Below are 26,120 nucleotides of genomic sequence, written 5' to 3' on the forward strand. Positions count from 1 at the left end.
GAACTTCACTTACAAACAGGCCAGTCGACGCGAGATAGTGATGCCTCACTGCGGCGGACCCGTGAAGGTTCCCGCAACACAAGCATCGGCCAGGAGTACCTCGGCGGCCGATGCTGATTCACTTACGGGACGCCATGGTGGCTCGTAGACCCAGAGAAACAACGCAAGAACGAGACACCCCGATGGACGAGATTTCCTGGGCGCTTGCGGCGCCCCTTCCGCGAGTTTCCCATCCACTCGATAACCCAAAGCACCGTCCCAACCCAAAGTTCAGTGCCGTGACAAAGGAGTCCCACATGAAACGACGTGCAATAGTCGCTGTTGCTGCACTTTGCGGCTTCGCAGCTCTGACAGGCTGCAGCACCGGGAATGACGCCCCCAACGCCTATGCAGTTAAGACGGACATTCCGACGGCAGCAGCAATGGACCCTGCAACCCTGGACGCCGCCCGCAAGGAGGGCTCGCTTCTGGTTTACGGCGAGGCGAATGAGGCCACCATGAAACCGGTCCTCACTGCTTTCCAGAACCAGTATCCGGACATCAAGACCAGTTACATCAGCCTTGGCGGAACCGAAAGCTTCCAGCGCTACCTCAACGAGAAGGCCACTGGCGGAAAGACCGCGGATGTCATCGTCAGCCTGCAAGGCGCGAACTTCCTCGATCTGGTCAAACGTGGTGACATCCAGGACTTCACACCACCTGCCGCCGCGCCACTGCCCGACTTCGCGAAGCTCGCCCCCGGGGTCTTCGCAATGGAACTGAACCCGGTCATGGCTCTGATCAACACCACCCTCTTGCCTGAATCCGAACAACCCGACTCCCTTGAAGCACTCGCCAAGATGTCCAGCGACCCCAAGCTCGCAGGCAGGATCGTCACGTATGACGGCACTACGGAGTTCGGCTACACGGTTAATCACGCATACATAGCCAAGGCGGGAGAGGCCGGATGGAACGTCTTGGATCAGCTAGGCAAGAACACCAAGGTGGAAGCCAGTGCAGGGCCCATGTTCAACAAACTCCTGCAGGGCGAGTACACCATGTCCTACTTCCAGTCCGGCGCCACCCGGCCGCTCCTCACCGGCGCTACCGCGAAGGTGCTGAACTACAAGTTCTTCAAGGACGGAACGCCCTTCATGCCCCGCGGTGCCGGAGCAACAACCGGGGGTAAGTCACCCAACGCGGCCAAGGTGTTCCTCAACTTCCTGATTGACAAGGCCGGCCAGACGGCCGGGTGTGCCGGCGGGTTCGCACCCTACCTGGACGGGGTGGACTGCCCGGTGAACCTGGCGAAGGTAACAGAGCAGTTGGGCGCGGAGAACATCAACATCGCCACATGGGATGAGGCCTTGGTGAACGATGCACCGGCCTTCAAGAACCGGTGGAAAGAAGCATTCGGGCGATGAGCAGTTCCACACTTACAGACCCGAAGGCCCCGCCACCGCCGTCGAGGTTTGGAAACATCAAGCGGGCATGGCTGCCGGAGAAGGTCATCCACTACGGTGTCTGGATCCTCGCAGTCCTGCTGATCCTCGGTCCGATCGTACCGATCGTCTGGTCATCACTCTGGTCCACTCCGCTCTATGAGGGCGGCGGCAGCGGCACCCTCGACAACTTCCGTAAACTGGCGACCGATCCACTCTGGTGGTCAGCCGTCGCCAACAGCCTGCAGTTCGCCGTCTTCGCCACCATCGGGTCAGTTCTGGTTGGAACCACAGTGGCCTTGTTGGTAGCCCGCACCGACCTCCCGCTGCGGAGGCTCTACTCAGCACTGATCGTCCTGCCCTTGGTCCTGCCTGGACTAGTGCTCATCGTCGGGTGGCAGTCAATGTGGTCGAAGAACGGATATGCCACACATTTACTGGAACAGTACACTCCGTTCACTGTGCCCTTTGACCTCTACAGTGTTGCGGGAATGGTGGTCATGGGTACGGTCCTGGGCTCGCCTGTGGTCTATCTTTTTGCCCGGGGGACGCTGTCCTCAGGCGATTCGACACTTGAGGAAGCCGCCCGTTGCGCCGGCGCCGGTCCCTTCCGTGCCTTGCTCACGGTGACTCTGCCGCTACTGCGCCCGGCATTACTCAATTCCGGGCTGCTGGTCTTCGCATTGGCGCTGGAAACACTGGGCATTCCCCTCATCCTTGGTACGTCAAAGAACATCGACATGATGTCCACCTACCTGTACAGGCAGTGGACCGGAAGCGCCGACGGCGGTGGAGGAGTTCTGCCTGCAGGTGCCGTCATGTTGTTGCTCGCCGTCACTATGCTGCTGCTGCTGCGCAACCGCCTGGCAGGTGATCTCGCCCGCTTCACCACAACCGGCGGCAAGTCATCCAGGCCGGCAAACGTCGTCAAATTAGGCCCTTTCGGCTGGCTGCTGTCCGCCGGCGTCGGAGTTGTTCTGGGCTGCGCAACCCTGGTTCCGCTCAGCGGGGTGGTTCTCGCCTCGCTCACCGCTGTTCTGACCCCGGCGATCAACCCGTTCAGCCTGCTGACACTTGACCACTTCTCGGCGATTTTGACCAACCCGCTCTACACCGGAGCTATCGGCAACAGCCTGCTGATTGCCACCGTTGGCGCCGCTATCGCGACCGCCTGCATCGCCGTCATCGCTTTGGTTGCCCACCGTTCCAGCTTTCGGTTGCGGGGATCCTTGGAGCACATCGTGCTCTATCCCAGGGCAGTCCCGGGCCTGATCACCGGCATGGCCTTCTTCTGGACCTTTGCAATCCTGGACCAGTCCGGAACTTTCAGAGCCACACTTTGGGCCGTGGGAATCGCCTTCGGGGTACGCGCACTCGCCATGGGTTACGCCGCGTTCTACCCGTCACTTGCCGCCCTGGGCGCGGACCTGGACCGCGCCGCGCGCTCGGCCGGGGCAGATTGGTGGACTGCGATGCGCACCATCATTCTCAGCCTGCTGAAGCCGGCCATGGGCATTTCATACGTCCTGCTGTTTGTAGCAATGCTCAATGAAGCCGACGCCGCAGTTTTCCTGGTTACCCCTGAAACCCAGGTTCTGGGACTGGCCATGCTTCAGATCGCAGCAAATGGCCTCGGCGGCACCGTGGCCGCCCTCGGAGTCATCCAACTCGTCATCACCGCAGCTGTCCTGGGCGCAGGACGCATTCTGTTTGGAGTTCGCCCCAATGTCTGATCTGGTCATCACCAACCTCACCAAGAAGTTTGGCCGTCTGACGGTCCTGGACAACGTGTCAGTGACTGCTTCCGACGGGCAGATACTGACGTTGCTGGGGCCAAGCGGCTGCGGCAAATCCACAACGCTCTGGTCCATCGCGGGACTGCTCAAGCCGGACGGCGGCAGCATTGTCGTGGGCGACCAGACCTTGTTCAACCATGATTCCTCCGCCTTCCTGCCGCCGGAACGCCGCGACTGCGGCGTGGTTTTCCAGTCCTATGCCGTGTGGCCGCACATGAAAGTCCGCGACAACGTGGGCTACCCTCTGCGGCTTCGACGCTACAAGCCCGAGGCACTACGCAAACGCGTCGACGAAGTGCTCGAGCTGGTTGACCTCTCTGATCAGGCAGACCGCTATCCGCATCAGCTCTCCGGCGGTCAGCAACAACGAGTGGCGCTGGCGCGCGCCCTGGCTTTCCCTCCGCGCTTGCTGCTCCTGGACGAGCCGTTCTCGAATCTTGATGCCAAGCTGCGGGAACGTACCCGCGATTGGTTGCTTCAGTTGCAACGCAAGATCGGCGTCACCACGGTTTTTGTGACCCACGATCAAGACGAAGCCCTGGCGATGAGCGACAGAATCGCGGTCATGTCTACCGGAACCGTCCGCCAGATTGGTACGCCGGAGCAGATCTACAACGATCCTGCCGATCTCTTTGTTGCTGATTTTGTTGGCACCAGCAACCTGCTGGAGGGAACAGTGATTGGCCGCTCAAACGGGATCCTGACGATCAAGATCGACGGGTTGGATCAAGCGATCCACGTACCATCCTCTATTGATTCCGACGGCGTCGTGGTTGCCGTTCGTCCGGAAGCGCTGGCGTTGTTGCCTGACGATGCGTCGACTGACGGCTACGAAATGACTGTCAATGGACCCGTGCTTGACAGGTCCTATCACGGCCATCATTTCAGGTACAGGGTGGGCGTCGGCGAGCAGGCCCTCGTGGTCGAAACCCGTGAGCGCACGGATTCCTCCCATGTGCGCGTGGGCATTCCACGGGACGGGTACAAGTTGTTCCGGCCCCGCACTGCCACTGCGCCCAAGGCCGCACAGTGATTCCCGTCGGATCAAGCCACCCCATCAGAATCGACCTCTTCAGCGACACTATTACCCGGCCAACAAAAGCCATGCGCCAGGCCATGGCAGACGCCGAAGTTGGGGACGAACAAAAAGGTGAAGACCCCTCCACCAACGAACTGGTTGCCCTGACACGAGAGCTCCTGGGCAAAGAGGAGGCTGTCTTCCTGCCATCAGGGACGATGTGCAACCAGATCGCCTATGCTCTGCACTGCCGCCCTGGAGACGCGATTCTTGTTGATGAGACCGCGCATTCGCTGTGCCATGAGGAAACCGGGGCGCCCGCCCTGGCCGGTGCCTTCTACAGGCCGATCAAAGCAGACCGTGGCGTGTTCTCGGTTGCCCAGCTTCAAGCGGCGCTCCGCCCTGAGGGCAGGTCCTTCGCCCGAAACGCGGTGCTCTCCATAGAGCAGCCATCCAACCTCGGAGGCGGCACGTGCTGGTCGCTGGAGGGCATCACGTCAGTGACGAATGTGGCACGGGCCCACCAGATCAAAACCCACATGGACGGCGCCCGCCTGCTTAATGCGGTGGTGGCCACCGGCGTATCTGCCCACGATTTTTGTGCCCCGTTTGACTCAGTCTGGTTGGACCTCAGCAAAGGACTGGGCGCCCCAATCGGGGCAGTGCTGGCCGGCGACGCTGATTTCATCAATGAGGCCTGGCGGCTCAAGCAACGGTGGGGTGGCTCCATGCGTCAATCAGGCATTGTGGCGGCAGCAGGAACGTTTGCCCTCCGAAACAACGTGGACAGGCTCGCAGATGACCATGGGAATGCCCGCCTGCTGGCTGAACTGCTTGCTGTCAACCCTCATATTTCGATCGATCCGCTGTCAGTCCAAACAAATATTGTCCTCTTTGACTTGGTCGACTTCCCTGTCATTGCGGCTGTGCTGGTGGATCGCCTGCTGCAGAAGAGCGGGATCCGGATGGGCGCTTTTGGCCCGTCCACGATTCGTGCCGTCACCCATCTGGACGTAGACACGGAAGACGTACGCCTCGCCGCTGACGCGCTCAGGGAATTGCTGGACGAAACCTACTCGATGCACGCACGCACAAGGAGCAACTAACATGACCATCACCTTCGATGTGACAGACCGTCCTGTACCGTACAGCGTCAGCCGCGCAGCCCGGACAGGCGACGACGTCACCGTGCTGCTCAATGCACGTGTTGTTGATCCCGAGTCGGGCACGTCCGGTTCCCTGAGCGATGTGTGGCTACAGGCAGGGCAGATCTCCCGCATCGTTCCTGCCGGCACTGAACCGGGCATGGGCAGCGTCCTGGACCTCAAGGGCAGGTTCGTGGCTCCCGGACTGATGGATGCCCATGTTCATCTGGCCTTCGATGGTGGTGATGACCCGAAGGGAACCTATCAGGGCAGCAGCGATGACGAGATCGTTGCGCAGGTTGTGGCGAATGCGCGGATTGCGCTTCGTGCCGGAATAACCACAGTGCGGGACTGCGGGACACCCAGGCACCTGCTTGCTCCCATGAGGGCAGCCCTGGGCATGGTGTCCGATGTCGCCGCAGTGGTTCATTGCGGTGCGCCGGTTTGCCGCGTGGGCGGGCACGGTCACGACATGGGCGGAGAGGTACGCACCCGTCACGACGTTGAGGCCATCATCGCCGAACAGCACGCGGCCGGCGCAACCTGGATCAAGCTCATGGCCAGCGGCGGCGGATTTACTCCCGGAACCAGTCCAAGCGTCTTTGAATTCGATCCCATCCTGCTCCGTGAGGCGGTGGTCATCGCCCGCGCCTACGGCATGAGGACTGCAGCCCATGCCCACGCCAGTTCCTCGATGGTCGCGTGCATCGAGGCCGGCGTGCACTCCTTGGAGCACGCCTCCATGCTGGGGCCCGATGAGCAGTGCGCTCCCGATCGCGAGCTATTGCGCAGAGCGGCCGATGCCGGGATCCACGTTGTGCCCACCGTCATTTCAGCGGACATCGTTTCCCGGCAATTGCGGGAGGGCCAGCCAGTACTGTCCAACCTCCAGGACAGCAATGTGATAGCCCGGTTGGAATCGCGGTTTACCAACGTGACCGAATTCCTCCATTCCGGCGTATCAATCGTGGCAGGAACGGATGCGGGCCCTGCCCACGTCACCTTTGATCTCCTTGCCCGCGAGCTGGAACGCTATGTCGACGCCGGACTGGCAGCGCAGCATGCACTGAAATCTGCCACCTGTGAAGCCGCCGACATGCTCGGGCTGGAGACGCAGGTGGGCCGCATCCGGCCCGGCCTGTGGGCCGACCTCATCGTCACTGCGGCGGACCCCACGCAGGACATCAGCACCCTCGCAACACCTCTTGGAGTCCTCAAGCACGGACGACTAATAGCCCAATAACTACTCGCGCCCAATAACTACTCGCGCACAGTACCCACCCACGCCCCGATTTCCGCTGTATCCGGGCCTCCCCCCATGACCACCAACACACCCTTAAGGCATCCAATGAACCTGACCCCAGTCAGCGATGACCTGGCGGCGAAGACCGCCCCGACCGTCGACGACCCCCAGCTGGAAGCACTTGCTGCGATCGAACGCCGTGTCCTGTGGCTTGCGACATCCATCATCCACCACGCCAACAAAGTGCGGCCCAACACATCCGGCATCAAGGTGGGCGGGCACCAGGCTTCGAGTGCCTCCATTGCCACGATCATGACCTCGCTGTGGTTCGGGCAGCTTCGCGCCGAGGACCGTGTCTCGGTGAAGCCTCACGCCTCACCCATACTCCACAGCATCAACTACCTGCTGGGCAGCTTGGATGAAAAGTACCTCACAACCCTGCGTGAGTTCGGCGGGCTGCAGAGCTATCCCAGCCGTTCCAAGGATCCGGATCCCGTTGACTACTCCACAGGCTCAGTCGGGATCGGGGCCACCGCGCCGATCTGGGGCGCCATCTCGAGGCGTTACATCGAGACCGTGAGCGGCACACCGAACCGTGGGCGCCAGTACTCGCTCGTCGGCGACGCCGAACTGGACGAGGGCGCCGTCTGGGAAGCCGTGCTGGACTCGAACGTTGCGGATCTTGGCGAGATCGTCTGGATCGTAGACCTGAACAGGCAGTCCCTTGACCGGGTGGTGCCCAACATTGCCGCGGGCAAGATTGAGCGCCTCTTCCAGGCCGCTGGTTGGCAGGTCATTACCGTGCGTTTCGGCCATCTTTTGGAAAGTCTCATGGCGATGCCAGGAGGCGATGCACTCCGGAAACGCATTGTTGACATGTCCAATCCCGAATACCAGCGGCTCCTGCGCTGCTCCGCCGAGGAGTTGCGCCGCAGGCTCCCGGGTGAGGGCGCCGGGGGTGCGGCCATCGCGGAACTTATTGCCGGCGTTGAGGACCAGATCCTGACCCGGGCCATCAGGAACCTGGGCGGGCACGACCTTGCCGCGTTGCGCGAAGCCTACGCGCAGATCGATGACACCCGCCCTACCGTCATCATCGCCTACACCGTCAAAGGCAACGGACTGCCCACCGAAGGGCACCCGCAGAACCATTCCTCGCTGCTGACTATCGATCAGTACCGCCAACTCGCCCACAAAATGGGCGAGAACCCCGACGCACCTTGGACGCGGTTCGAGCCTGCAAGCGCCGAAGGGCAACTGGTGGGAATTACGGCCGAAACCCTTCAGCGCTCCGCGCGGCCTGCTGTCGCCCCGCCCCCAGTACCGGCAGATTTCGGCAGGACGCCCTCGGGCACGGCAACCACACAAGCGGCTCTGGGCCGTACGCTGCTGGACCTCACTCGTGCGGCGCCCGAGGTGGCCCGCCGATTGGTCACCGTCAGCCCGGACGTGAGCTCCAGCACCAACCTCGCCGGCTGGCTGAACAAGGTGGGCGTATGGTCAGTTGAGGAGCGCCGGAACTGGTTCAGCGACGACACCGAGACGGTCATGCACTGGCGCGAAAAGCCCACTGGGCAGCACATCGAACTCGGCATAGCCGAGGTCAACCTTGTCAGCCTTCTGGGCGAGCTTGGCGCAACTTGGAGCCGCTGGGGACAGCCGTTGTTCCCGATAGGCGTGCTCTATGACCCGTTCGTCGAGCGAGCCTTGGAACCATGGTCCTATAGCATCTACGCCGGCGGGCAGTCGATCCTGGTGGGGACGCCGTCGGGCGTGACGCTGGCACCCGAAGGCGGTGCCCATCAGTCCATCAAGACGCCGTCCATCGGCCTGGAACAGCCCGGCTGCACCAGCTACGAACCTGCCTTCGCCATCGACGTCGAGTGGACGCTGCTCGCCTCCATGTCCCAACTCGGACGACCGGACGGCAAATCCGCCTACGTGCGACTCTCTACAAAATCGGTCCACCAACAACTGGCCGCGGTCCCCGAGGATCCCGCCGCCCGTGAGCGTCGCCGTCGCCAAGTGGTGGCCGGCGGCTACATGCTGCGCGCGGCCTCGACACCGAACGCCACGATCGTCGCCATGGGCGCATTGGTCCCCGAAGCACTGGCGGCCTCCGAGCGCCTCGCCGCACAAGGCGCTCCCGTGGACGTCGTCTGCGTTACCAGCCCTGGCCTTCTCTACGAAGCGCTGCAGGGGCGCAATGGACAGAACCAGGACGCACCGTCCTGGATCCTGGATCAAATTCTGCCCTCCGAGCGCGCCGTCCCCATGGTTACCGTGTTGGACGGCCACCCCCACACACTGGCGTTCCTCGCCAACGTGCACCAAGTCAGAAGCCGAAACCTCGGCGTCGACACCTTCGGCCAGGCGGGCGGTATCGACGACGTCTATCGCTACCACGGGGTGGACACCGACAGCATCGTCCGCGCTGTCCTGGACTTGATTCGGTGACAGGAACGGCGATGGAGACTGTGAGTGATGCTGATCTTGTCTTGAGGGTTCGGTCGGGGGATCAGGGGGCTTTTGCGAGTCTTTTTGACCGGCATCGGGATATGGCGCGGTATGTGGCTGCGGGGCAGGTGGATAACAGGGCCGATATTGAGGACATTGTGTCGGAGGCGTTTGTTTCGATTCATCAGGCTCTGATGCGTGGCAAGGGTCCTGATACTTTTTTCAGGGCGTATTTGCTGACGGCGGTGCGGCGGATCGCGCAGGCTCATAATCGGATGGCGGCCCGTAGCTTGCCGGTTTCGGATAGTTTTGTGCTGGACCGGGTGGAGGATCCTGCGGACCCGGCGGTGGTCGGGTTTGAGTCCAGCACGGTGGCTGCTGCGTTCAAGTCCTTGCCTGAGCGTTGGCAGGAAGTGCTGTGGTATGTGGATATTGAGGGAATGAAACCCGCCGCGGCATCGGAAGTTTTGGGTATCACTCCGAACGGGGTTTCGTCGTTGGCGATCCGGGCCCGTGAAGGGCTGCGGCAAGCGTATTTGCAGGGCCATATCAAAGGCTCCACCGGCAAGGAATGCGAAGGGTATGCGGACCAGTTGGGGGCCTACTCGCGCAATGGTTTGAGCCGGCGGGCGCACCAGAAAGTCCAGGTCCATCTGGAGTCCTGCTCAAAATGCACTGCCCTGCTCCTGGACCTCCATGACGTGCAGTCGGCCATGAGGGCCATCATCTTCCCCCTGGTCGCGGGAGTGGCACTGACCTCGGCCGCCCCTGGAATCGCGGGCATCACCGGAATCGCGGGTACTGCCGGGGTGGGGGCCGGTGCCGGCGGCGAGGTTGCTCCCCGGTCCGTGGCTGCGATGGTGAAAGTCGGGGCGGCGGGTTTGACCGGGGCTGCCATTATTGTGGGCGCCACCATAGCTTTGGCAGGAACCGGAACCAACAACCCCGGCACACCGCGGGCCGGTGAGGTGCCGGTATCGACTTCCAACCACGGGAACCAGAACACGAAGTCCCCGCTGAACGGCATCAACCCGGCCCCGGCCGCACCAACGACTCAACCCTCAAGGACCTCCGGCCACGTCGCTGAAGAACTCACCAAGGGTCCCGAAGAACGCACCGCGGGTCCCGAACTCCCCGCCCTGAACGGCGTCCAACGCAGCCCCGCGGGTTTCCCCGCGCCGCCGCCCCGCCCGGTGGCTTTGCCTGCCCCGACCACGGCCGCTCAGCCGAAGCCCCTGGACATCCTGCCGCCACTACCCCGGGCGGGAACCACCCCGGACCCCACCCCAACACCAACCCCCACCCCGAGCCCGACACCAACCCCGACGCCGGACCCCACCCCGGACCCGACCCGGCCCGCAGCACCGGAGGTGACGGCCACCCTCACCACAGAGGCCGGCTCGAACGCAGCCGATCTCCAGGCCACCATCACCTTCACCATTGCCGGCCAAACAGCCACCGAAACCGCTGACGTGATCTTCTCCGTATCCGAAGCGGCAAGCCTCATCCCGGGAACACTCATCCAACCCCCAGGATGGTCCTGCACAGCACAGAACGACGCCACAAAAGAAGTCCGCTGCACGAGCACAACGGTCGACCCCGGAAACCTGCAATTCACGCTGGGTATCTCCCGAAAAGACCCAGCCTCCCCAACCACCCTCAACTACCAATTCACAGGAACGGGACTGCCCACAACCACCTTCTCCAACACCTTCTGAGCCCGCAGCAAGGCTTCGCGGGACCGCGGGACTGCGGCCACCGAGCGCGGCATAGCCCGCACCGAGGTGATCGGGTGCCCCCAGCTTGGTTGACACTGCAACAGACAGGCCCCTTGCTTCATACTCGTGGTGCATATGGACTTAATAACTAAAAGACCTTTATGATCACGGCAACAGCGAAATTCGTTAACATGCGAAGCCTGCTGGAGCAGTAAGGAAATTGTCTACTTTGCGATAGCTCAGTATCGCGAAGCAGTAAATACCTCGCAATAATTCCGTTCGCACCCTGGTCTTCCGCCAATGAGGCAATTGGCGGCTGCCCGCTTCAAGTTTCGTGAGAGAGCGCCCCTTGAGCACATCACCTGATACACCCACGCCCAGCCCCAAAGCGGGGCACCCCCGAAGGACCCACTTTTCCCGATCCAGCCGAACCGTCATGGTCGGCATTTTTTGTGCGTCCTTGGTACTTACCGGCCAGACGGCAGCAACAGCCGCCGGCGAAACAGAAAATGCGGTGACATTCTCCGATGTACCCGCAGGCATGATGTTTGCGAAAGAAATGTCCTGGCTGGCAAATGAAGGCATCTCCACCGGCTGGTCCGACGGAACCTACCGTCCTTTAACCGCAATCAATCGTGATGCAATGGCCGCGTTCCTCTACCGGCTGGCAGGATCGCCGGAATTCACGGCACCGAGCACTTCGCCCTTCCAGGATGTCAGTCCCGGCCAGCAGCACTACAAGGAAATGGCATGGCTCCACCAGGAGGAAATCTCCACCGGGTGGGATGTAGGAAACGGAAAACGGGAGTACCGCCCCACTGCCCCGATCAACCGCGACGCCATGGCGGCCTTCCTCTACCGCTTTGAAAACAAGCCTGATTTCCAGGCACCAGCAACGCCTCCGTTCTCTGACATCACCAGCACAACGCAGTTCTACACGGAGATTTCCTGGCTGCATGCGAAGGGAATCGCTACGGGTTGGGATAACGGAGACGGCACTGCTTCCTACCGCCCGCTCTCACCCATCAATCGCGACGCCATGGCGGCATACTTGTACCGTTTATCCTTGCCCCCTGCAGCAGATGGTGTGGTGACATCACCGGATACCCTGGTGATCGATACCAACGCCTTGGCACAGGAATACGTTCAGGGCGATACAACCATCACCTTCAACTCCGTGGGTGCGGGAGCTCCGGATATCGACCCCGGCAACGTGCTTGTGTCCGGATTCTCGGAGTTCACCCCGGACGGAATGTTGGTTCGAGTTCAGCAGGTTACTAATGCTCCGGACGGTAAACAGACAGCTGTTGTCCAACAGGCCACCTTGCCGGACGCTATTTACGACACCAACGGCTTGGTAACCCCCACCACCACTATCGTCAAGCAGGAGTTTATTCCAGCGGATGGTGTGGACGTCATCGATAACGGCCAGGCCTCTGCGGCTCCCTTGAACCGGAATGGCGGTCGAATTCCAGCAGACGAGTTGGCCATCCCAAGTGACGTGTCCCTGCCCGTCTTCGAGAAAACGTTCAAATTCTCTGACACCCTGAGCAAATCCGTAACAGGAACGGCATGGAAGACAGTGGATGTGGAGGGCACCGGAACTCTGGCACTCAGCAGTGAATTCGGTGTTGAATCTGCTGTCAACGCCGAAGTGGATATTCACTGGGCGTCGCTGAAAGAAGCAAAGTTCACACTGGACACTGGTTTGTCCGCCAAAACAACAGCCCGGGCAACGGGAACCCTGACCGGAACCGCGGAAAAGAACCTGGGCACGGTGAATACCTGGGCGCATATCCAAGTAGGCCCAGTCCCCGTGGACATTCAGTTCATTTCCTCGATCGACCTCAAAGCCAAGAGCGAATGGACCGCCGATACTTACGTCACGGCGGCAGCATCTGCAACCACTACGGTTGGCATGTCGTACAAAGACGGCAACTTCCAGCCCGTCGCTGAGTACGGCGGCAACGCCGAGGCAACATTCCAAGGCCCTCAGCTGACCAGCGAATCTTCAGTAACCATCGGGCCGACGCTGACCGCAAAGCTGTATGGAATCGCGGGCCTTACGGGTGGATTCGATGCATACGCCAAGTACGCCACCGGGCCGGAAACATGTGCCCATGAGGTAGGCCTGGCTGGTCGCATAGGTGTGATCGCCGGCGTCGAGGTCTTTGGCATGAAGCTGACGGACGAGTGGAAGAAGGAGATCACCAAGAACCTGGTTCTTTGGGAAGGTGACCTCTGCAAGCCCACACCACCCGTTGGCGACGTCTCTAAGGAAGTATTCGGCGACGGTATCGCCGTGCAAGAAGACGGCGGAGCAGGTGACTCGTCCCAGTGGGGCAGGGCAACCGACTATGGTCCGGGTGGCGCCGCATGGATCTTGTCCACGGGCAACATGCAGAACTCCGTAGGCACACCCGATCAGGAAGCCTCCAGCGATCTGGGAACAGCAGGAAACACCACGCTGTCCAACTTCATCGGTGGCCTGCCCACTTTTGATGCAGCCTCCTACTGGGCCAAAATCACCCCGTCAGGCGACACCCTCCATGTTCGTTACTTCTTCGCCAGCGAGGAATACCCCGAATACGTGGGCAGCGCCTACAACGACGTCATGGGCGTCTTCGTCAACGGAACCAACTGCGCGTTGGTACCCGGCACCCAGAGCCCCATCAGTGTGAACAGCGTTAACGATCACACGAATGAAAGCTATTACATTGACAATGCCGCCGGAGCAAACGGATTCAACACCGCCATGGACGGGATGACCACCGCCCTCACATGTTCGGTTCCCGTGCAGCCGGGCGTACCTGTCACGGTGGAAATTGCTGTTGCTGACACCAGTGATGGCATCCTCGACAGCGCCGTAGCGCTGCTCGACGGAGGCATCTGGTCCGACTAGCGCTTAGAGCATTAAAACAGGGCCCTCCGCCACTTGGCGGAGGGCCCTGTTTCGTTGATCAGTGCCTTGGTTCGCGGATCAACGGAAGGATCAGCGAAGTGAAATTCGACGACGGCGGTCGGTTCCGCAGCGGAGGTCCCGGTTGAGCCTGCGGTCGCCGTGGTAGAGGATTGATTCCCAATCGACTTCCTCGGCCGTTTTGGGGACAACCAACGATTCAGGCTTTGCCTTCGGCTTGGGTGTGACGTAAAGCCAATTGACTGCCCCCAGGACGACATCCACCACCGAGTTCCACAAGCCGATGTACGACTGGATGCACATCATGGCCAACACTGCATTCAGTGATGCGAAGGCGACGTTGCCCCAATTGCCCTGTTGGGCGTCCCTCCAACCAGTCAGTACAGAGAACGCCACGATGGCGTAAGGAATCAGGACATAAATCGCGGGGGCGGCTGTCCGGTCCTTGACCTTGGGGGTTCGGACAAAGGGGATCTTGTCCCCCGTCAGGCCCTGCTGGAGTGATTTCAGGACTCCGGCAAGGTTGACCGGCAGCAGGATGAGGTTAAAACCGTATATCCGGAAGATGTCGCTAAAGCGATGGCCGCAATCGCGAAGGTCTGAACCCATGCACAGGAAGTACGGCAGGGCAGCTATAAACACTGCAGGGCTAAGGAGCCTGCTGTCATAGGGATAAGCCAGCAGGAAAAGAAGCCCGAAGCTGGCCCAGGTAATCGACGCCATGTAGTTCACACGAAGGAGAACTTCACGGAAGAGTATCCGTTGCCGTTGGTTCCGCCGCTGCGAAAGTTGGTTCCAGAGCTTGGGAAGGATGAGCAAGCCTCCGTTGGCCCAGCGTCTGCGCTGCACCACCAGTGAACCGAAGTCCGGTGGCGTTGCACTGTAACTCAGGCGCTCCGGATAATTTACGAGCGTCCATCCGTGCGTGCCCAGGTCAATGCTGGACTCGGTATCCTCAATGACGGTGCGGTCCTGAATGTAAGTGCGGATTTCGAACCCGCCAACCGTCTCAACTTCAACAATGTCCTCGAGGGCGCGCTTACGGATAATTGCGTTGGCACCCACCCAGAATGTGGCTCCATAGAACGTCATGCCTTGGTGCAGAATGTGCTGGATATCCGTTGTTGCGCCAGCGATCCTCTCAATCCGGGTAGGCGCACCTCGGAACGAGGAATACGGCGTTTGAGTCACTGCCACCCGCTCGTTGCCCGCGGATTCCAGGAAGTAGACCAAGCGCAGGCAATAGTCCCGGAGCAACAGGGAATCCGCATCCAAGGTCAGCAAATAGGTACTATCCGGGACCAGCAGATCGTCATCGCGCGGAACCAAGGACGGGCGAAGCACCGCGCCTCCAGCAGTCTCTTCCCGCCGCCAACGTTTGCCCATGAGGGAAATGTAGGCGTTGAGGTTCATGGCCTTGTTGGCTTCGTGGGAGAGGCTGGCATACCTCTTACGCTCAAAAGTCTCGGTTTGAACGTTGAAAATCCACGTGAGCCTCAGGTAAAGCTGTTCCATCCGCTCTGGGTTTGGGGCCGTGTTCTGCGCCTCTGCTGCATTCAGCGCCAACAAAACCAAGCGCAGTTCACGAGCCAGTCCCATGATGACCAGGTCCACGAAGAATTCGTCCACATGGTCTTCCACGGTTTCAGCCTCAGCCATCGCTTCCAGCCACTCCACCGCTGCCTCATACTCAGCGATCAGGAGTTGGAGCTCGTCCCCTTCGAACGTGGCAGGGGCCTTCGCTGTCAGGGGCGAGGCGTGTCTCTGCCGGAAGGCAGCCAAGGCGTTGTTGGCGCGCTCTGCGGGAGCTGATAACGCATCTGCAATTTGGCCCGCCAGCGCCCTGGTCTGTTCAAGACGGTGAATCTTCTCCGGCTCCGTAGGGAACGGAGGATCGTCCAGCAGGAGCACCACCCGCAGATCCGGGAACTCCTGCAGGGCGGCCGACCACAATGTACCCCGCACAACCTGGGGTTCTTCGGCGTAGGACGGAACCAACACCGTCACGGCCTCTTTGTAGTTGGCGAAGTGATTATCAAGTTCACCCCGAGGAACCCTGCGGTGTTCCTTGAACCGGTACAGTGCACCTTGCCGCGCCATAAGGTACATCAGGGCGGAGAACGTCAGGAACGTGACGACAATAAGGTACGAAATCGACTCAAATCCGAAGCGGAATCCTGAGTTCGGATTGTCAACAAGCTGCCGAATAATGGTGGAGACAACGTAATAAAGCCACGCCCCAACCGTCACGAGCATGGCAAGCCTGCCAAGAACGATTTTTCGGGATGACGGCGTTGGATGAACAATGGCCAACGGTTCAGACCGCCGCTCCGACCCCCATTGTCTCTTTCGTCCCGTACTTTCCTGCCGCTCCGCGGGGAGCTCTTTGGTATCCCGCTCTACATCGGACAAATCAACCAACTGGTCCGTCATTATTCCCCATCAAACTGTGAACCGCGTCTTCCGGCCCTGTAGCCGGTTGAACGTCCGCCTTCTGTAAAAAAGCTTCGCCGATTGCCCTTATAGTAATCGATAGCAGGAGCCTTACGATTCCCGTGAGGTCCACGGAATTTGTTGGAACAGTTCTTGGCCCCATTCACGGGCTTTACGTCTGCTCGTTTGGAATTTCAGGTCTTAATGTTGGGGGATTAATGTCCAAGCACTTTCCTGGGCGGAAGCTGTCCTGGATTCGGCTCTCCGTACTGCTGGCTGTCATAGCGGTGGTGGCGGGGGCCGGCGTCGTTTCCTGGCGTAACTACACTGATACCCGTGCCGCGGCAGCGTCTCCATCACTCTTCGCAGGGTACGTCGATGTGACGGCCACACCGCGGTACGCGTTCGAGCAACCGGTAAGCGACAACGCAAAGTCCGTGGTTTTGTCGTTCATAGTGGCCGACTCCAAGGACGGTTGCACACCATCCTGGGGCTCCTTCTACAGCATGGACGCAGCCGCCTCAGACCTTGATCTGGACCGGCGCATTGCCAGGCTACGGCAAACCGGCGGTGACATCGCCGTTTCCTTCGGTGGGCTATCGAACAAGGAACTCGCCACCGCGTGCACCGACGACGATCGGCTTCAGCAGGCCTACTCGCGCGTGGTTGAACGCTACGACCTCAACACCATTGACCTCGACATCGAGGGAACCGCCCTGACGGATAAGGCAGCCATCGCACGTCAAGCCAAAGCGATCGTCGCGGTGCAGCAAGGAAGGCGGGCCGAGGGCAAGAACCTCTCCGTCTGGCTGACGCTACCCGTGGCTCCGGCGGGGCTGACTGCAGACGGGATGGCCGCCGTCGAGCAGATGCTCTCATCCGGTGTGGAACTGGCCGGGGTGAACATCATGACCATGGACTACGGCGAAAGCCGCGTGGCCGGGCAGTCCATGCTGCAGGCGTCAATCGCTGCAGCCGAGGCAACCCACTCCCAGCTGGGTGAAATCTACTCCGCAGCGCAGCAGAACCTTGGGGCACAAACCCTGTGGCGCAAAATTGGTTTGACCCCCATGATCGGCCAGAACGACATCGTGGCCGACGTCTTCACCCTCGCCGACGCCCAAGGATTGCACGACTTCGCCCAAGGGAAAGGCATTGGCAGGATGTCCATGTGGTCCTTGAACCGGGACGCCGAATGCGGCCCCAACTATCCCACTTTGACCGTAGTGTCCGACGCTTGCAGTGGAGTGCCGCAACGTGACACACGTTTCTCCGACGTGCTGGGAGCTGACATTGACTCCAAACCCACGGACTCCCCCACTCCGGTGCTGCCGACGGGCACAACCACTGCAACCCCGGTAGTGGACGACCCCGCTACCAGCCCTTACCCCATCTGGTCTCCCGTGGCCACGTATGTGCAGTCGGACAGAATCGTTTGGCAGGGCAACGTCTACGAGGCCAAGTGGTGGACCAAGGATGACGTGCCGAACGATCCCGTTCCGGACAGAGCTGCCGCGCCGTGGAAGCTGATCGGCCCTGTCCTGCCCGGCGACCGGCCCAAGCCTGAAGTCACGGTTCCCGCCGGAACATACCCGGTATGGTCAGCCACAGCCGTCTATCACAAGGGCGACCGCGTGATGCTGGGTCAGTACGTCTTCGAAGCTAAATGGTGGGTCCAAACACAGAGTCCGGAAGCCGCGCTGCAGGGGTCCACAGATTCGGCCTGGATGAAACTCTCCCATGAGGAACTGACCAAGGCCCTATCAAGCCAAGCGGCAAAATAGGAGCAGCACAGCATGAGGAAGTACCTGGCAGCAGTGGCACTCTTTGCAGCAGCCGCGCTGGCCTTGAGCGGATGCGCCCAAGGGCACGATGACGCCAAAGCAAGTGACCTCGGAATCACCTTCGCCTACTCATTGGCAGGTCACAACGGCAAATTCTGCGACCTCCTGGACAGTTCCAGTGAACAAACCGTGGACGAGTGCAAGAAAAGCGAAGCGGACATGGCGGCAAAGCAGGAAGCCGATCCGCAGCCAATAATCTGGGATCCCAAGATCTACCAGCTGGTGCCCGGAGAAGAAAAAGTGCTCGGAATAGTAGTGGAGTTCAACCGGGCAGGAAACCAGGAGTTTGTTGCCATCGAAGCAATACGGCGGGGAGACGGGTACAAGATCCTTCGGTGGGCATATCCGGATAAGGCCGACTACAAGACCGACCGCGCCCTGACAAACACCTTTGGATGGTGAATCCACGCCTGCTCAGTGCATAAAACCGCTGCCGTCCCAGTCGCGGTCGTATTTGCCGCAGCGGGTGCACCGCCTGTATCGACCGCTGCCATCCTCCGCGGATTCCACGTGCCAGTGGTGGTGGAGGTTTAGTTTGCACATGATCATTTGAAGCATGGCAATCTCCGTTCTCAGCACGCTGACCCGCTAGGCGCGTTTCATGCGTGTGCCTAATTTTAAGCCGCTCGCCTTGTATTCTCTATCTGAGCCACGTCCTGTTGGCCTTTTTCTGGTTTGGAACTACGCCCTGCAGGTGCTGAACCATGGACGTTCCTGGGGGAACCATGATTCAGTCCCGATCCGCTCGTTTTTTTGGACGCTTGAAGCCAGCTCGATTCGGCGTCGCGGCCGTAGGTGCTGCCATACTGTTGTCCGCGTGCACCATCATTCCCCTTCCGGGGGTACCCGCCGCAACCACGCCACCGCCCAGCCCCTCTCCGGTGGAGAGAAGCACGGAAATCACGACGGCGGCATGGGAAGTACCGCTCGATGTCATCGGCCAACCGGTGGTGGCTGATGGCGTTGCCTTCGTCTACGCGTCGACTCCCACAGGTGTCAATGCCCATGCGTTCTCTGTTGCTGATGGGAAACAGCTCTGGACCCAGCCTGTTCACCCGGGGCTCGACGCGCCTTCTGTTCCCCTTGAACCTGTTGTCACCATGACCGCTGCAGGGAAGAGTGCCGCCATCTTCCTGCAGGCTACGGCTCCTCCGCCCAACAACAGCGGCTACGAGTGGTGGACTACCCCGGTGGCCTTTGATCTGGGCACCGGGGATGAGCTCTACCGCGGGAGGGCAGAACTAGTTAGTACACGTCCCTTTGCTTGCGACGAGTTGCAGGACATGTGCTTTATCGCCTTCGATGAAATGTCCGGGACGGTGGAACACTGGGTGGACTTGGAAACCGGCGATGATCTGTCCGGTCCTGAAATCAACCCGCTCAGCGGGGACTTCCGGCCGGTCGGAAAAGAACTGTACTCGGTGCTAGCGGGCGGAGTTGAAACGCTGGCCCATGTCTCTTACGGCGAGGTCCTGTGGGAAGTGGAGACGGAAAGCATTTTCGGGAAGGGTGCCACCACAGACATGGGCTGGCACTTCATCTACTCGGAAAAATTGGATCTCTACATTGGCTCCGTTGGCATCAACCCCACCAACTTCGCACCCGAGGAATTTACGGAACAAACCTTTTCCCTGAACCTCCGGGAAACCACCAAAACGGTAGGCTTCCGGGCATCCAGCGGGCGGGTTCTCTGGACTGCTGATGGTTCACAGCTCGAATGCGCCAAGACCGTGGGCACGGCTTCTTCCAAGCTGGAGGACGGGGACGCTTTTCCTGTTCGGTGCGAGTACGTAGATGGCTCCCTTGAATTTCCCTCAGGGAGATACGTGGGCGGACATTCGAAGGTGGTGGGCTACGATCCCATCACCGGCGAAGCCGCTTGGGAAAGCAAACCGGTGGAAGTTCACAGTTGGGATACCACCGGCCTTATACCGTCAGCAGGCCACGGTGATTTTGTGATTGCCGGCACCTACTATTCGTCAGCCCTGTTGGACGCCCGCACCGGCAAGCCCAGTGGGGCAAGCTTTGACGATGCTTTTGTTTGCACGAAAGCAACCACCTACACCTTGCCGCCGAACGGGCCCTTCAAGGACCAACCTGGCGGCGACATCGGCGCCGGCTCACTTGTCGCATTTCCATGCCTCAAAAGCGGGTCCCCGGCCCCGGCATATACCTATGGCGCCCTCACCGATGTGAGCACTCCGGACCAAGACATGGCCGTCCTCTCCTTGGAGGGAAAAGTGGCCGGGTACAAGCTCCTCAAGGAATTCGTCTAAAAAGAGCCGAACGTAACCTGCCTCTGTCCGACCTGCCCGCCGTACAACGGTGAGGGGTGCGAACAAGGGCGGGACCCGCCTGCGCAACAAACCTAGCCCTTGAAAACCGGCGCCCGCTTTTCCTGGAAGGCACGGAAACCTTCGGCGTAGTCGTCGGTCTTGCACAGCCGTGCCTGCTCTGTGTTTTCCTCGGCCATGGATGCCCACAAGCCCAGGCGCTGGTCACGGATGTGGGCCACCAGTTCCTTGGAGGCCACAAAGGCGCCCGTGGCCCCGGTCGCCACGCGGGCAACGATCTCCCGGGTCACCGGCAAAAGGGACTCCGCCGGCATTGCCCGGCTGAACATCCCCTGCTCCACGGCTTCCGCGCCTGAAATGAGGTCGGCAGTGTAGATCAGGTCCAGCGTGCGGTGCATGCCCAGGCGCTCCGTGAAGTACCAGTGGCCGCCTGAATCCAACGTGGCACCCAGCTTGGCGAAGGGCGAGCCGAACTTGGCGTTGTCCGCCACGTACACAACGTCCGTGGCCAACAACAGCCCCAGCCCAACCCCGAGGCAAGCCCCGTGGGCGGCAGCAAAGGTGGGTGCCGGAAACGCTGCCATCTTCTTCAGCAATGGTTCAACGAGTCCGCCAAGGTACGCCTGGGCATCATCTGTTTCCGGTGTCACTCCCGAGATGTCACGGCCGGCACAGAAGGCCCGGCCCTCTCCGCGAAGCAGCAGCGCCCGCACCTCACCGCGTGAGGCGGCGGCAGCAGCGTCGTCGTACGCTTTGTCCAGTTCGGCAAGCGCGTCCTCGTTGAGCGAGTTCAGCTTGTCGGGGTAATTGAGGACAATTTCGGCAATACCGTTGGCAATGGAGAGCTCGATCATGGGGACTCCTTAGACGTCGAAGTCGACGGTAACTTCTTCGCTGGTGGGGTGGGACTGGCAGGTGAGGACGTAGCCTTTGTCCAGCTCATCCTGTTCAAGGGCGTAGTTCTCATCCATGGTCACCGTACCGGTGATCAGCTTGGCGCGGCAGGTGCCACAGACACCACCGGCGCACGCAAAGGGAACGTCCGGACGGACACGCAATGCAGCGTTGAGGATGGATTCGCGGGCGTGGGTGGGGCTGGCGACGTCGCCGGTGAGACCATCCAGGGTAAAGGTGATCTTGTACGTGTCCTGCGACTCGTCCTCCACGACGGGTCGGCCGGCGTTGCCCTCGGGGCGGTCCGGACGGCCGGTGGTGAACAACTCGAAGCGAACGTGCTCAGGCTCTACGCCTCGTGCAGCCAGGGTGTCACGGCACAGCTGGACGAGCTCGAACGGCCCGCACAGGAACCACTCGTCCACGTCCTCGGCACGGATGGCACTGCTGAGCAGCGCCTGCAGCTTCTCCGAGTCGATACGGCCGGTCATCAGCGGAGCGATCCGCTGCTCGCGGGACAACACGTGATGCAGCGCCAGGCGCGACGGGTACTTGTCCTTCAGGTCCGCCAGCTCTTCCAGGAACATGACGTCCATGGCAGCTTTGTTGGCGTACACCAAGTCAAAGGTGGTCTCCGGATTAGCCGCCAGCAGCGTGCGGGCAATCGCGATGACAGGCGTGATGCCCGAACCCGCGGCAATCGCCACGAAGTTGCCCGGCTCCCCCGCGAGCTCCTCCGGGTGGTTCATGGAGTTCATGACGTTATGTTGAACCGACGCACCGTCCTTGCCGTGCCGCGAGATGAACGCACCCTGCGGGCTCATGACGTCCAGGACGTCTCCGGCTTTCAGTTCCGCGTTGGCCCAGGTGGAGAAGAGGCCACCAAGGTCCTTTTTGATGGCCACGCGGATCTCGCTGCTGCCGTCCGCGAAGCTGCGCGGCTCTGCGCAAATCGAGTAACTGCGGCGTACTTCGTGCAGCTCACCCTGCTCGTCCGGAAGCGTGGTGCGCAGGGCCACGTACTGGCCGGGCAGGTAGTCGTACTGCCCGGCAAGCTCGGCGGGAACCCCGAACGTGACCTCAATGGCATCGTCCGTCAGGCGCCGGACCTCCGAGACGGTCAGATTGTGGAAAGACGCACGACGGCGGCTGGCCGTCTGGGTTTCGGTGGTCATGGAATTCCTTAGAGGACTTTGAAGTAGTCGAACGGTTCCTTGCAGTCCTGGCAGACGAACAACGCCTTGCAGGACGTGGAACCAAAGCGGGTGATTTCCTTGGTGTTCAACGACGAACATTGCGGGCATTTCACGGCCAGGCTCAGGCGGACGGGACCGGAATGGCCACCTGCGGCAGCCATTCCACTGGGCGGAGCGATCCCGTATTCCTCCAACTTGGCTTTGCCGGATTCGGTCATCCAGTCAGTGGTCCAGGCCGGGGACAACACCAGGTTGATGTGAACGCTGGCGTAGCCCTCTTTCTCAAAGGCCTTGCGCAGATCGTCACCAATGGCGTCCATCGCCGGGCAGCCGGAGTAGGTGGGCGTGATGGTGACCTCGACGGCGGCACTTGAGGCGCCGCCGTCGTGCTGGCCTGTTGTTTGGGTCGAGTCGGGTGCTTGGGTCGAGTCGGGTGCTTGGGCAACCGCCGGGACTACCCGCACACCGCGGAGGATCCCAAGGTCCTCGATGGTGAGGACCGGGATCTCCGGATCACAGACCGTGGACGCGATGTCCCAGGCCCGCTGCTCAGCGGTCTTTGCCAAGGTGGTCATGCTGGTCACCAGCTCGCGCCAGGGTGCTCGCGGGCGAGGACCTGCATTTCAGCAAGGATGTATCCCAGGAATTCGGAATGCTTGCCTCTGCGTCCGCCGCCCAGTGCCTGCGGGACGCCGGGAATTTCCAGCTCCGCTTCGGCCATGATTTCTCCGGTGAGACGATCGAATTCTGCACGGAGGCTTGAAGGCTGAACGGTGACGCCGGCCTCGGCCAGGCGGGTGGTCAGTTCGTCGTCCTCGAAGAGTTCGTCCACGTACGGCCATACGAGCTTGAAGCCCTGGATGATGCGTGCCCGGGACTCATCAGTGCCGCCAGCCAGGCGAAGCACCCACTGCGCGCTGTGGTCGCGGTGGTAATCGACTTCCTTGACGGCCTTCGCGGAGATGGCTGCGATGGTGGCGTCGGTGGACTCAATGAGCTTGGTGTAGAGCTCGTACTGGTAGAAGCTCACAATGAACTGCCTGGCGATGGTCACCGCGAAGTCGCCGTTGGGCTGCTCAAACAAGTGGGCGGAACGGAACTCGTGCTCGCGGCGGAAGTAGGCGAGGTCGTCCTCGGACTTGTCCCAAGCGGCACCGGCGTAGGTCAGGAACGAACGCGCGTGCCCTAACTGGTCCAAGGCGATGTTGCCCAAGGCGATGTCTTCCTCGAGCTCAGGAGCACGGGAAATCCAGTGGCCCAGGCGCTGGGCGAGGATCAGGCCGTCGTCGCCGATGCGCAGGGCAAACTCTGCAACATCCTCGCTGGGCCTGACCTGGCCTCGTTGGATTTCGAGGGCGATGTCCTCGGGTCGCAGCGCGTTGCCCGGCGTGATGCGGGTGGCGCTGGCCGAGCCGTCACCGGACGCACCGGCGCCGTGGACGCCAACGGAGATGTCGCCGTGGCCTTCAATGGCGAAATCAGTGTCTGTAGTGTTCACATCTTTGCTGGTCACAGGTGCTTCACGCCTTCGCTCTTGGTGTAATACGTTGCGTGGCGGTAATCCTTGCCCTGCGGGGACTCGAAGAAGGAACCCTTGGAGTCGGGATCGCTGGAAGAAATTGCCTCCGCCGGGACAACCCAGATGGAGACGCCTTCGTTGCGGCGCGTGTACAAATCGCGGGCGTTCCGGAGGGCCATGGCAGCATCCGGCGCATGCAAGGAACCGGCATGTACGTGGGACAGGCCGCGGCTCGAGCGGACGAAGACCTCCCAAAGGGACCAGGGTGTTTCTTCCTTGGCGCCATGCGAGGCGACGTCCGGGCCTGAGGCGGGTGCCGTCGTCGTGCCTTCAGCGTTGGTTGCCGCAACCTTGGGGGCCTCGCGGTTGATTTCGCTGGCGGCGCTGGCCGGTGCTTCCGGGTTGCCGTGAGGAGCCATTATGCTGCGTTCTCTTTCTGTGCTTGCTTGCGGGCGTAGGCCACTGCGGCTTCGCGAACCCAGGCACCGTTTTCGTGTGCCTCACGGCGGCGCTCGACGCGCTGCGAGTTGCAGGGACCGCGGCCGGCCAGGACTTCCTTGAACTCGTTCCAGTCCAGGGGTCCGTGCTCCCACTTTTTGGTTTCTTCGTTGAAACGGATGTCCTTGTCGGGCAGGGTCAGGCCGAGGACCCGGACCTGCTCCACCATCATGCCGACGAACCGGCTACGCAGCTCGTCATTGCTGAACCGCTTGATGTTCCAAGCCATGGACTGCTTGGAGTTGGGTGAATCGTCGTCCGGCGGGCCAAACATCATCAGCGACGGCGCGTACCAGCGGTTCACTGCATCCTGGGCCATCTGCTTCTGCTCAGGGGTGCCGTTGGAAAGCTCCAGCAGGATCTCGAAGCCTTGGCGCTGGTGGAATGATTCTTCCTTGCAGATGCGCACCATTGCGCGACCGTAAGGACCGTACGAGGCACGGCACAGGGGAACCTGGTTGCAGATGGCTGCACCATCAACAAGCCAGCCGATGGCTCCCATGTCAGCCCAGGAAATCGTGGGGTAGTTGAAGATGGACGAGTACCGGGCCTTGCCGGCAATCAGGTCTTCCATCATCTGGTCCCGGGACTGGCCAAGGGTCTCAGCAGCCGAGTAAAGGTACAAGCCGTGGCCGGCCTCGTCCTGGACCTTGGCCATGAGGATGGACTTGCGCTTCAGGCTCGGCGCCCTGGTGATCCAGTTGGCTTCCGGCTGCATGCCGATAATTTCCGAGTGCGCGTGCTGCGAGATCTGGCGCAGCAAAGTCTTGCGGTATGCCGCCGGCATCCAGTCGCGCGGTTCGATGCGCGAGTCTTCCGAAATGATGCGATCAAAATACGCCTGTCCGGCCGCCTCCCGCTCCTGTTCTTCCGGGGACAGCTCAGCGGGCACTGACTGCAGATTCTGCGATGCCATGGTTGCTCCTAATAAATTACCGACCGTTCGTTCAGAATATGCGGAGCGAGTGATTTCAGTCAAGCGTTCGTGTCTTGCCCAGGTACGCGTCCGGACCTGTTTGCGTGGCTCTGCGTTGTTGACAAGGTCCTCGCTGCCCGCCGTGTTAACTTGGGGTGGGACCTCAGCTGTCCCCAGTCACCGCTAGAAAAGAGCCTCACGTGGAATCGCCCCAGCCCTTCAGGATTCTCACCGTCTGCACCGGGAACATCTGCCGCTCCCCTGTGGCCGAACGGTTGCTGCAGACCGGGCTCAATCAGGTCAGTCCCGGGTCCTTCGAAGTCCGCAGCGCCGGAACTCGCGCCATGGTGGGTGAGCCCATCCAGCCCCTCTCGGCCCGGATCATCAGCACTTTCCGCGGAAACCCTGACGGTTTTGCAGCCAGGCAGCTAACCCCCAGGATTCTCAAGGAAACCGACCTGGTGCTGGCCATGACGTCCAAGCACCGCGGCGAAGTCCTCCAGCTGGACGCGTCCCTGCTGAAGCGCACCTTCACCGTGCGGGAATTTGCCCGGATGCTGTCCGTGCTGGAGAACCGGGGCGATACGGCCCCGGCCGGGGACATCACGGAATTCTGGCGTGCTCTCCCCACCCGGGCGGCATCAGTCCGCCACCTCGCGTTGCCGTCCGATCCTGCAGACAACGACGTGGTAGACCCCTACCGACGAGCGGAAGAGGTCTACCACCAGATGGAGGATGAGCTGGCCCCGGCCATCCTAGGCATCCTCCGTTTCGCGCGCCTGACGGCGCCGGCCTAGGTATTTATTGC

At 61.1% G+C, this 26,120-nt stretch carries 19 protein-coding genes; 12 read left to right on the top strand and 7 right to left on the bottom strand.

Annotated elements, in window-relative coordinates; all coding sequences use genetic code 11:
- Positions 1–296 precede the first annotated feature (296 nt).
- From A477_RS0111110 to A477_RS0111145, 8 genes are all read left to right on the top strand, one after another.
- Positions 297–1,403 carry an ABC transporter substrate-binding protein gene (locus A477_RS0111110; protein ID WP_017199064.1) on the top strand — a complete coding sequence of 369 codons (1,107 nt, stop codon included), beginning with the start codon at positions 297–299 and terminating at the stop codon, positions 1,401–1,403.
- Entirely contained in the window at positions 1,400–3,154 is a 1,755-nt protein-coding gene (locus A477_RS0111115) for an ABC transporter permease (RefSeq protein ID WP_017199065.1), read from the top strand. The genes A477_RS0111110 and A477_RS0111115 overlap by 4 nt, the downstream gene beginning before the upstream one ends.
- Positions 3,147–4,250: an ABC transporter ATP-binding protein gene (locus A477_RS0111120; RefSeq protein ID WP_017199066.1), complete on the top strand. Its 1,104-nt coding sequence runs from the start codon at positions 3,147–3,149 to the stop codon at positions 4,248–4,250. Before A477_RS0111115 ends, A477_RS0111120 begins: the two co-directional genes overlap by 8 nt.
- Positions 4,247–5,341 carry a threonine aldolase family protein gene (locus A477_RS0111125; protein ID WP_017199067.1) on the top strand — a complete coding sequence of 365 codons (1,095 nt, stop codon included), beginning with the start codon at positions 4,247–4,249 and terminating at the stop codon, positions 5,339–5,341. The genes A477_RS0111120 and A477_RS0111125 overlap by 4 nt, the downstream gene beginning before the upstream one ends.
- Before the next feature lies 1 nt (position 5,342).
- Positions 5,343–6,623: an amidohydrolase family protein gene (locus A477_RS0111130; protein WP_017199068.1), complete on the top strand. Its 1,281-nt coding sequence runs from the start codon at positions 5,343–5,345 to the stop codon at positions 6,621–6,623.
- Positions 6,624–6,728: 105 nt separating this feature from the next.
- Complete coding sequence (locus tag A477_RS0111135) at positions 6,729–9,080, top strand: thiamine pyrophosphate-binding protein (RefSeq protein ID WP_017199069.1); 2,352 nt, start codon at positions 6,729–6,731, stop codon at positions 9,078–9,080.
- Positions 9,081–9,091: 11 nt separating this feature from the next.
- Positions 9,092–10,798, top strand: coding sequence for a sigma-70 family RNA polymerase sigma factor (locus tag A477_RS0111140; RefSeq protein ID WP_044568734.1), 1,707 nt, complete (start codon positions 9,092–9,094; stop codon positions 10,796–10,798).
- 436 nt (positions 10,799–11,234) lie between these two features.
- Entirely contained in the window at positions 11,235–13,700 is a 2,466-nt protein-coding gene (locus A477_RS0111145) for a choice-of-anchor L domain-containing protein (RefSeq protein ID WP_017199071.1), read from the top strand.
- A gap of 90 nt (positions 13,701–13,790) precedes the next feature.
- Here the strand turns inward: A477_RS0111145 and A477_RS0111150 are convergent, their stop codons facing one another.
- Positions 13,791–16,151 (bottom strand): glycosyltransferase family 2 protein, encoded by a 2,361-nt coding sequence (locus A477_RS0111150; RefSeq protein ID WP_026005538.1) that lies wholly within the window; start codon positions 16,149–16,151, stop codon positions 13,791–13,793.
- Between the two features lie 218 nt (positions 16,152–16,369).
- On the opposite strand from A477_RS0111150, the gene A477_RS0111155 reads away from it, so the two are divergent.
- From A477_RS0111155 to A477_RS0111170, 3 genes are all read left to right on the top strand, one after another.
- The gene (locus A477_RS0111155; protein ID WP_017199073.1) at positions 16,370–17,935 is read left to right on the top strand and encodes a chitinase; all 1,566 of its coding nucleotides are present in this window, start codon (positions 16,370–16,372) and stop codon (positions 17,933–17,935) included.
- A gap of 12 nt (positions 17,936–17,947) precedes the next feature.
- A complete protein-coding gene (locus A477_RS0111160; RefSeq protein WP_017199074.1) occupies positions 17,948–18,397 on the top strand; it encodes a hypothetical protein in 450 nt (149 codons plus the stop codon).
- A 359-nt stretch (positions 18,398–18,756) separates the two neighbouring features.
- Entirely contained in the window at positions 18,757–20,271 is a 1,515-nt protein-coding gene (locus A477_RS0111170; RefSeq protein WP_237715783.1) for an outer membrane protein assembly factor BamB family protein, read from the top strand.
- Between the two features lie 92 nt (positions 20,272–20,363).
- On the opposite strand, the gene A477_RS0111175 is transcribed toward A477_RS0111170, so the two are convergent.
- Genes A477_RS0111175 through paaA form a run of 6 tightly spaced genes read right to left on the bottom strand, consistent with a single transcriptional unit; the run spans position 20,364 to position 25,312 of the window.
- On the bottom strand, positions 20,364–21,143 hold the full coding sequence (locus A477_RS0111175; protein WP_017199077.1) for an enoyl-CoA hydratase/isomerase family protein: 780 nt from the start codon (positions 21,141–21,143) through the stop codon (positions 20,364–20,366).
- A 9-nt stretch (positions 21,144–21,152) separates the two neighbouring features.
- Positions 21,153–22,358, bottom strand: a complete 1,206-nt coding sequence (gene paaE / locus A477_RS0111180) for a 1,2-phenylacetyl-CoA epoxidase subunit PaaE (protein ID WP_017199078.1) — start codon at positions 22,356–22,358, stop codon at positions 21,153–21,155.
- 8 nt (positions 22,359–22,366) lie between these two features.
- Positions 22,367–22,954 (bottom strand): 1,2-phenylacetyl-CoA epoxidase subunit PaaD, encoded by a 588-nt coding sequence (gene paaD / locus A477_RS0111185; protein ID WP_192812002.1) that lies wholly within the window; start codon positions 22,952–22,954, stop codon positions 22,367–22,369.
- A gap of 5 nt (positions 22,955–22,959) precedes the next feature.
- On the bottom strand, positions 22,960–23,877 hold the full coding sequence (gene paaC / locus A477_RS0111190; protein WP_026005541.1) for a 1,2-phenylacetyl-CoA epoxidase subunit PaaC: 918 nt from the start codon (positions 23,875–23,877) through the stop codon (positions 22,960–22,962).
- An 11-nt stretch (positions 23,878–23,888) separates the two neighbouring features.
- Entirely contained in the window at positions 23,889–24,317 is a 429-nt protein-coding gene (paaB, locus tag A477_RS0111195; RefSeq protein ID WP_017199081.1) for a 1,2-phenylacetyl-CoA epoxidase subunit PaaB, read from the bottom strand.
- Positions 24,317–25,312, bottom strand: a complete 996-nt coding sequence (paaA, locus tag A477_RS0111200; protein ID WP_017199082.1) for a 1,2-phenylacetyl-CoA epoxidase subunit PaaA — start codon at positions 25,310–25,312, stop codon at positions 24,317–24,319. Before paaA ends, paaB begins: the two co-directional genes overlap by 1 nt.
- Positions 25,313–25,512: 200 nt before the next feature.
- Between paaA and A477_RS0111205 the strand changes: the two genes are divergently transcribed.
- Positions 25,513–26,109, top strand: coding sequence for an arsenate reductase/protein-tyrosine-phosphatase family protein (locus tag A477_RS0111205; RefSeq protein WP_017199083.1), 597 nt, complete (start codon positions 25,513–25,515; stop codon positions 26,107–26,109).
- Positions 26,110–26,120 lie beyond the last annotated feature (11 nt).

It is taken from the genome of Arthrobacter sp. M2012083 (assembly GCF_000281065.1).
Lineage (GTDB): Bacteria > Actinomycetota > Actinomycetes > Actinomycetales > Micrococcaceae > Arthrobacter.

What these genes read in the sequence shown, in the direction of transcription:
- A477_RS0111110 (WP_017199064.1), top strand. Translation starts at nt 297, where the DNA reads ATGAAACGACGTGCAATAGTCGCTGTTGCTGCACTTTGCGGCTTCGCA.
- A477_RS0111115 (WP_017199065.1), top strand. Translation starts at nt 1,400, where the DNA reads ATGAGCAGTTCCACACTTACAGACCCGAAGGCCCCGCCACCGCCGTCG.
- A477_RS0111120 (WP_017199066.1), top strand. Translation starts at nt 3,147, where the DNA reads ATGTCTGATCTGGTCATCACCAACCTCACCAAGAAGTTTGGCCGTCTG.
- A477_RS0111130 (WP_017199068.1), top strand. Translation starts at nt 5,343, where the DNA reads ATGACCATCACCTTCGATGTGACAGACCGTCCTGTACCGTACAGCGTC.
- A477_RS0111135 (WP_017199069.1), top strand. Translation starts at nt 6,729, where the DNA reads ATGAACCTGACCCCAGTCAGCGATGACCTGGCGGCGAAGACCGCCCCG.
- A477_RS0111140 (WP_044568734.1), top strand. Translation starts at nt 9,092, where the DNA reads ATGGAGACTGTGAGTGATGCTGATCTTGTCTTGAGGGTTCGGTCGGGG.
- A477_RS0111145 (WP_017199071.1), top strand. Translation starts at nt 11,235, where the DNA reads ATGGTCGGCATTTTTTGTGCGTCCTTGGTACTTACCGGCCAGACGGCA.
- A477_RS0111150 (WP_026005538.1), bottom strand. Translation starts at nt 16,151, where the DNA reads ATGACGGACCAGTTGGTTGATTTGTCCGATGTAGAGCGGGATACCAAA.
- A477_RS0111155 (WP_017199073.1), top strand. Translation starts at nt 16,370, where the DNA reads ATGTCCAAGCACTTTCCTGGGCGGAAGCTGTCCTGGATTCGGCTCTCC.
- A477_RS0111160 (WP_017199074.1), top strand. Translation starts at nt 17,948, where the DNA reads ATGAGGAAGTACCTGGCAGCAGTGGCACTCTTTGCAGCAGCCGCGCTG.
- A477_RS0111175 (WP_017199077.1), bottom strand. Translation starts at nt 21,143, where the DNA reads ATGATCGAGCTCTCCATTGCCAACGGTATTGCCGAAATTGTCCTCAAT.
- paaE (WP_017199078.1), bottom strand. Translation starts at nt 22,358, where the DNA reads ATGACCACCGAAACCCAGACGGCCAGCCGCCGTCGTGCGTCTTTCCAC.
- paaD (WP_192812002.1), bottom strand. Translation starts at nt 22,954, where the DNA reads ATGACCACCTTGGCAAAGACCGCTGAGCAGCGGGCCTGGGACATCGCG.
- paaB (WP_017199081.1), bottom strand. Translation starts at nt 24,317, where the DNA reads ATGGCTCCTCACGGCAACCCGGAAGCACCGGCCAGCGCCGCCAGCGAA.
- paaA (WP_017199082.1), bottom strand. Translation starts at nt 25,312, where the DNA reads ATGGCATCGCAGAATCTGCAGTCAGTGCCCGCTGAGCTGTCCCCGGAA.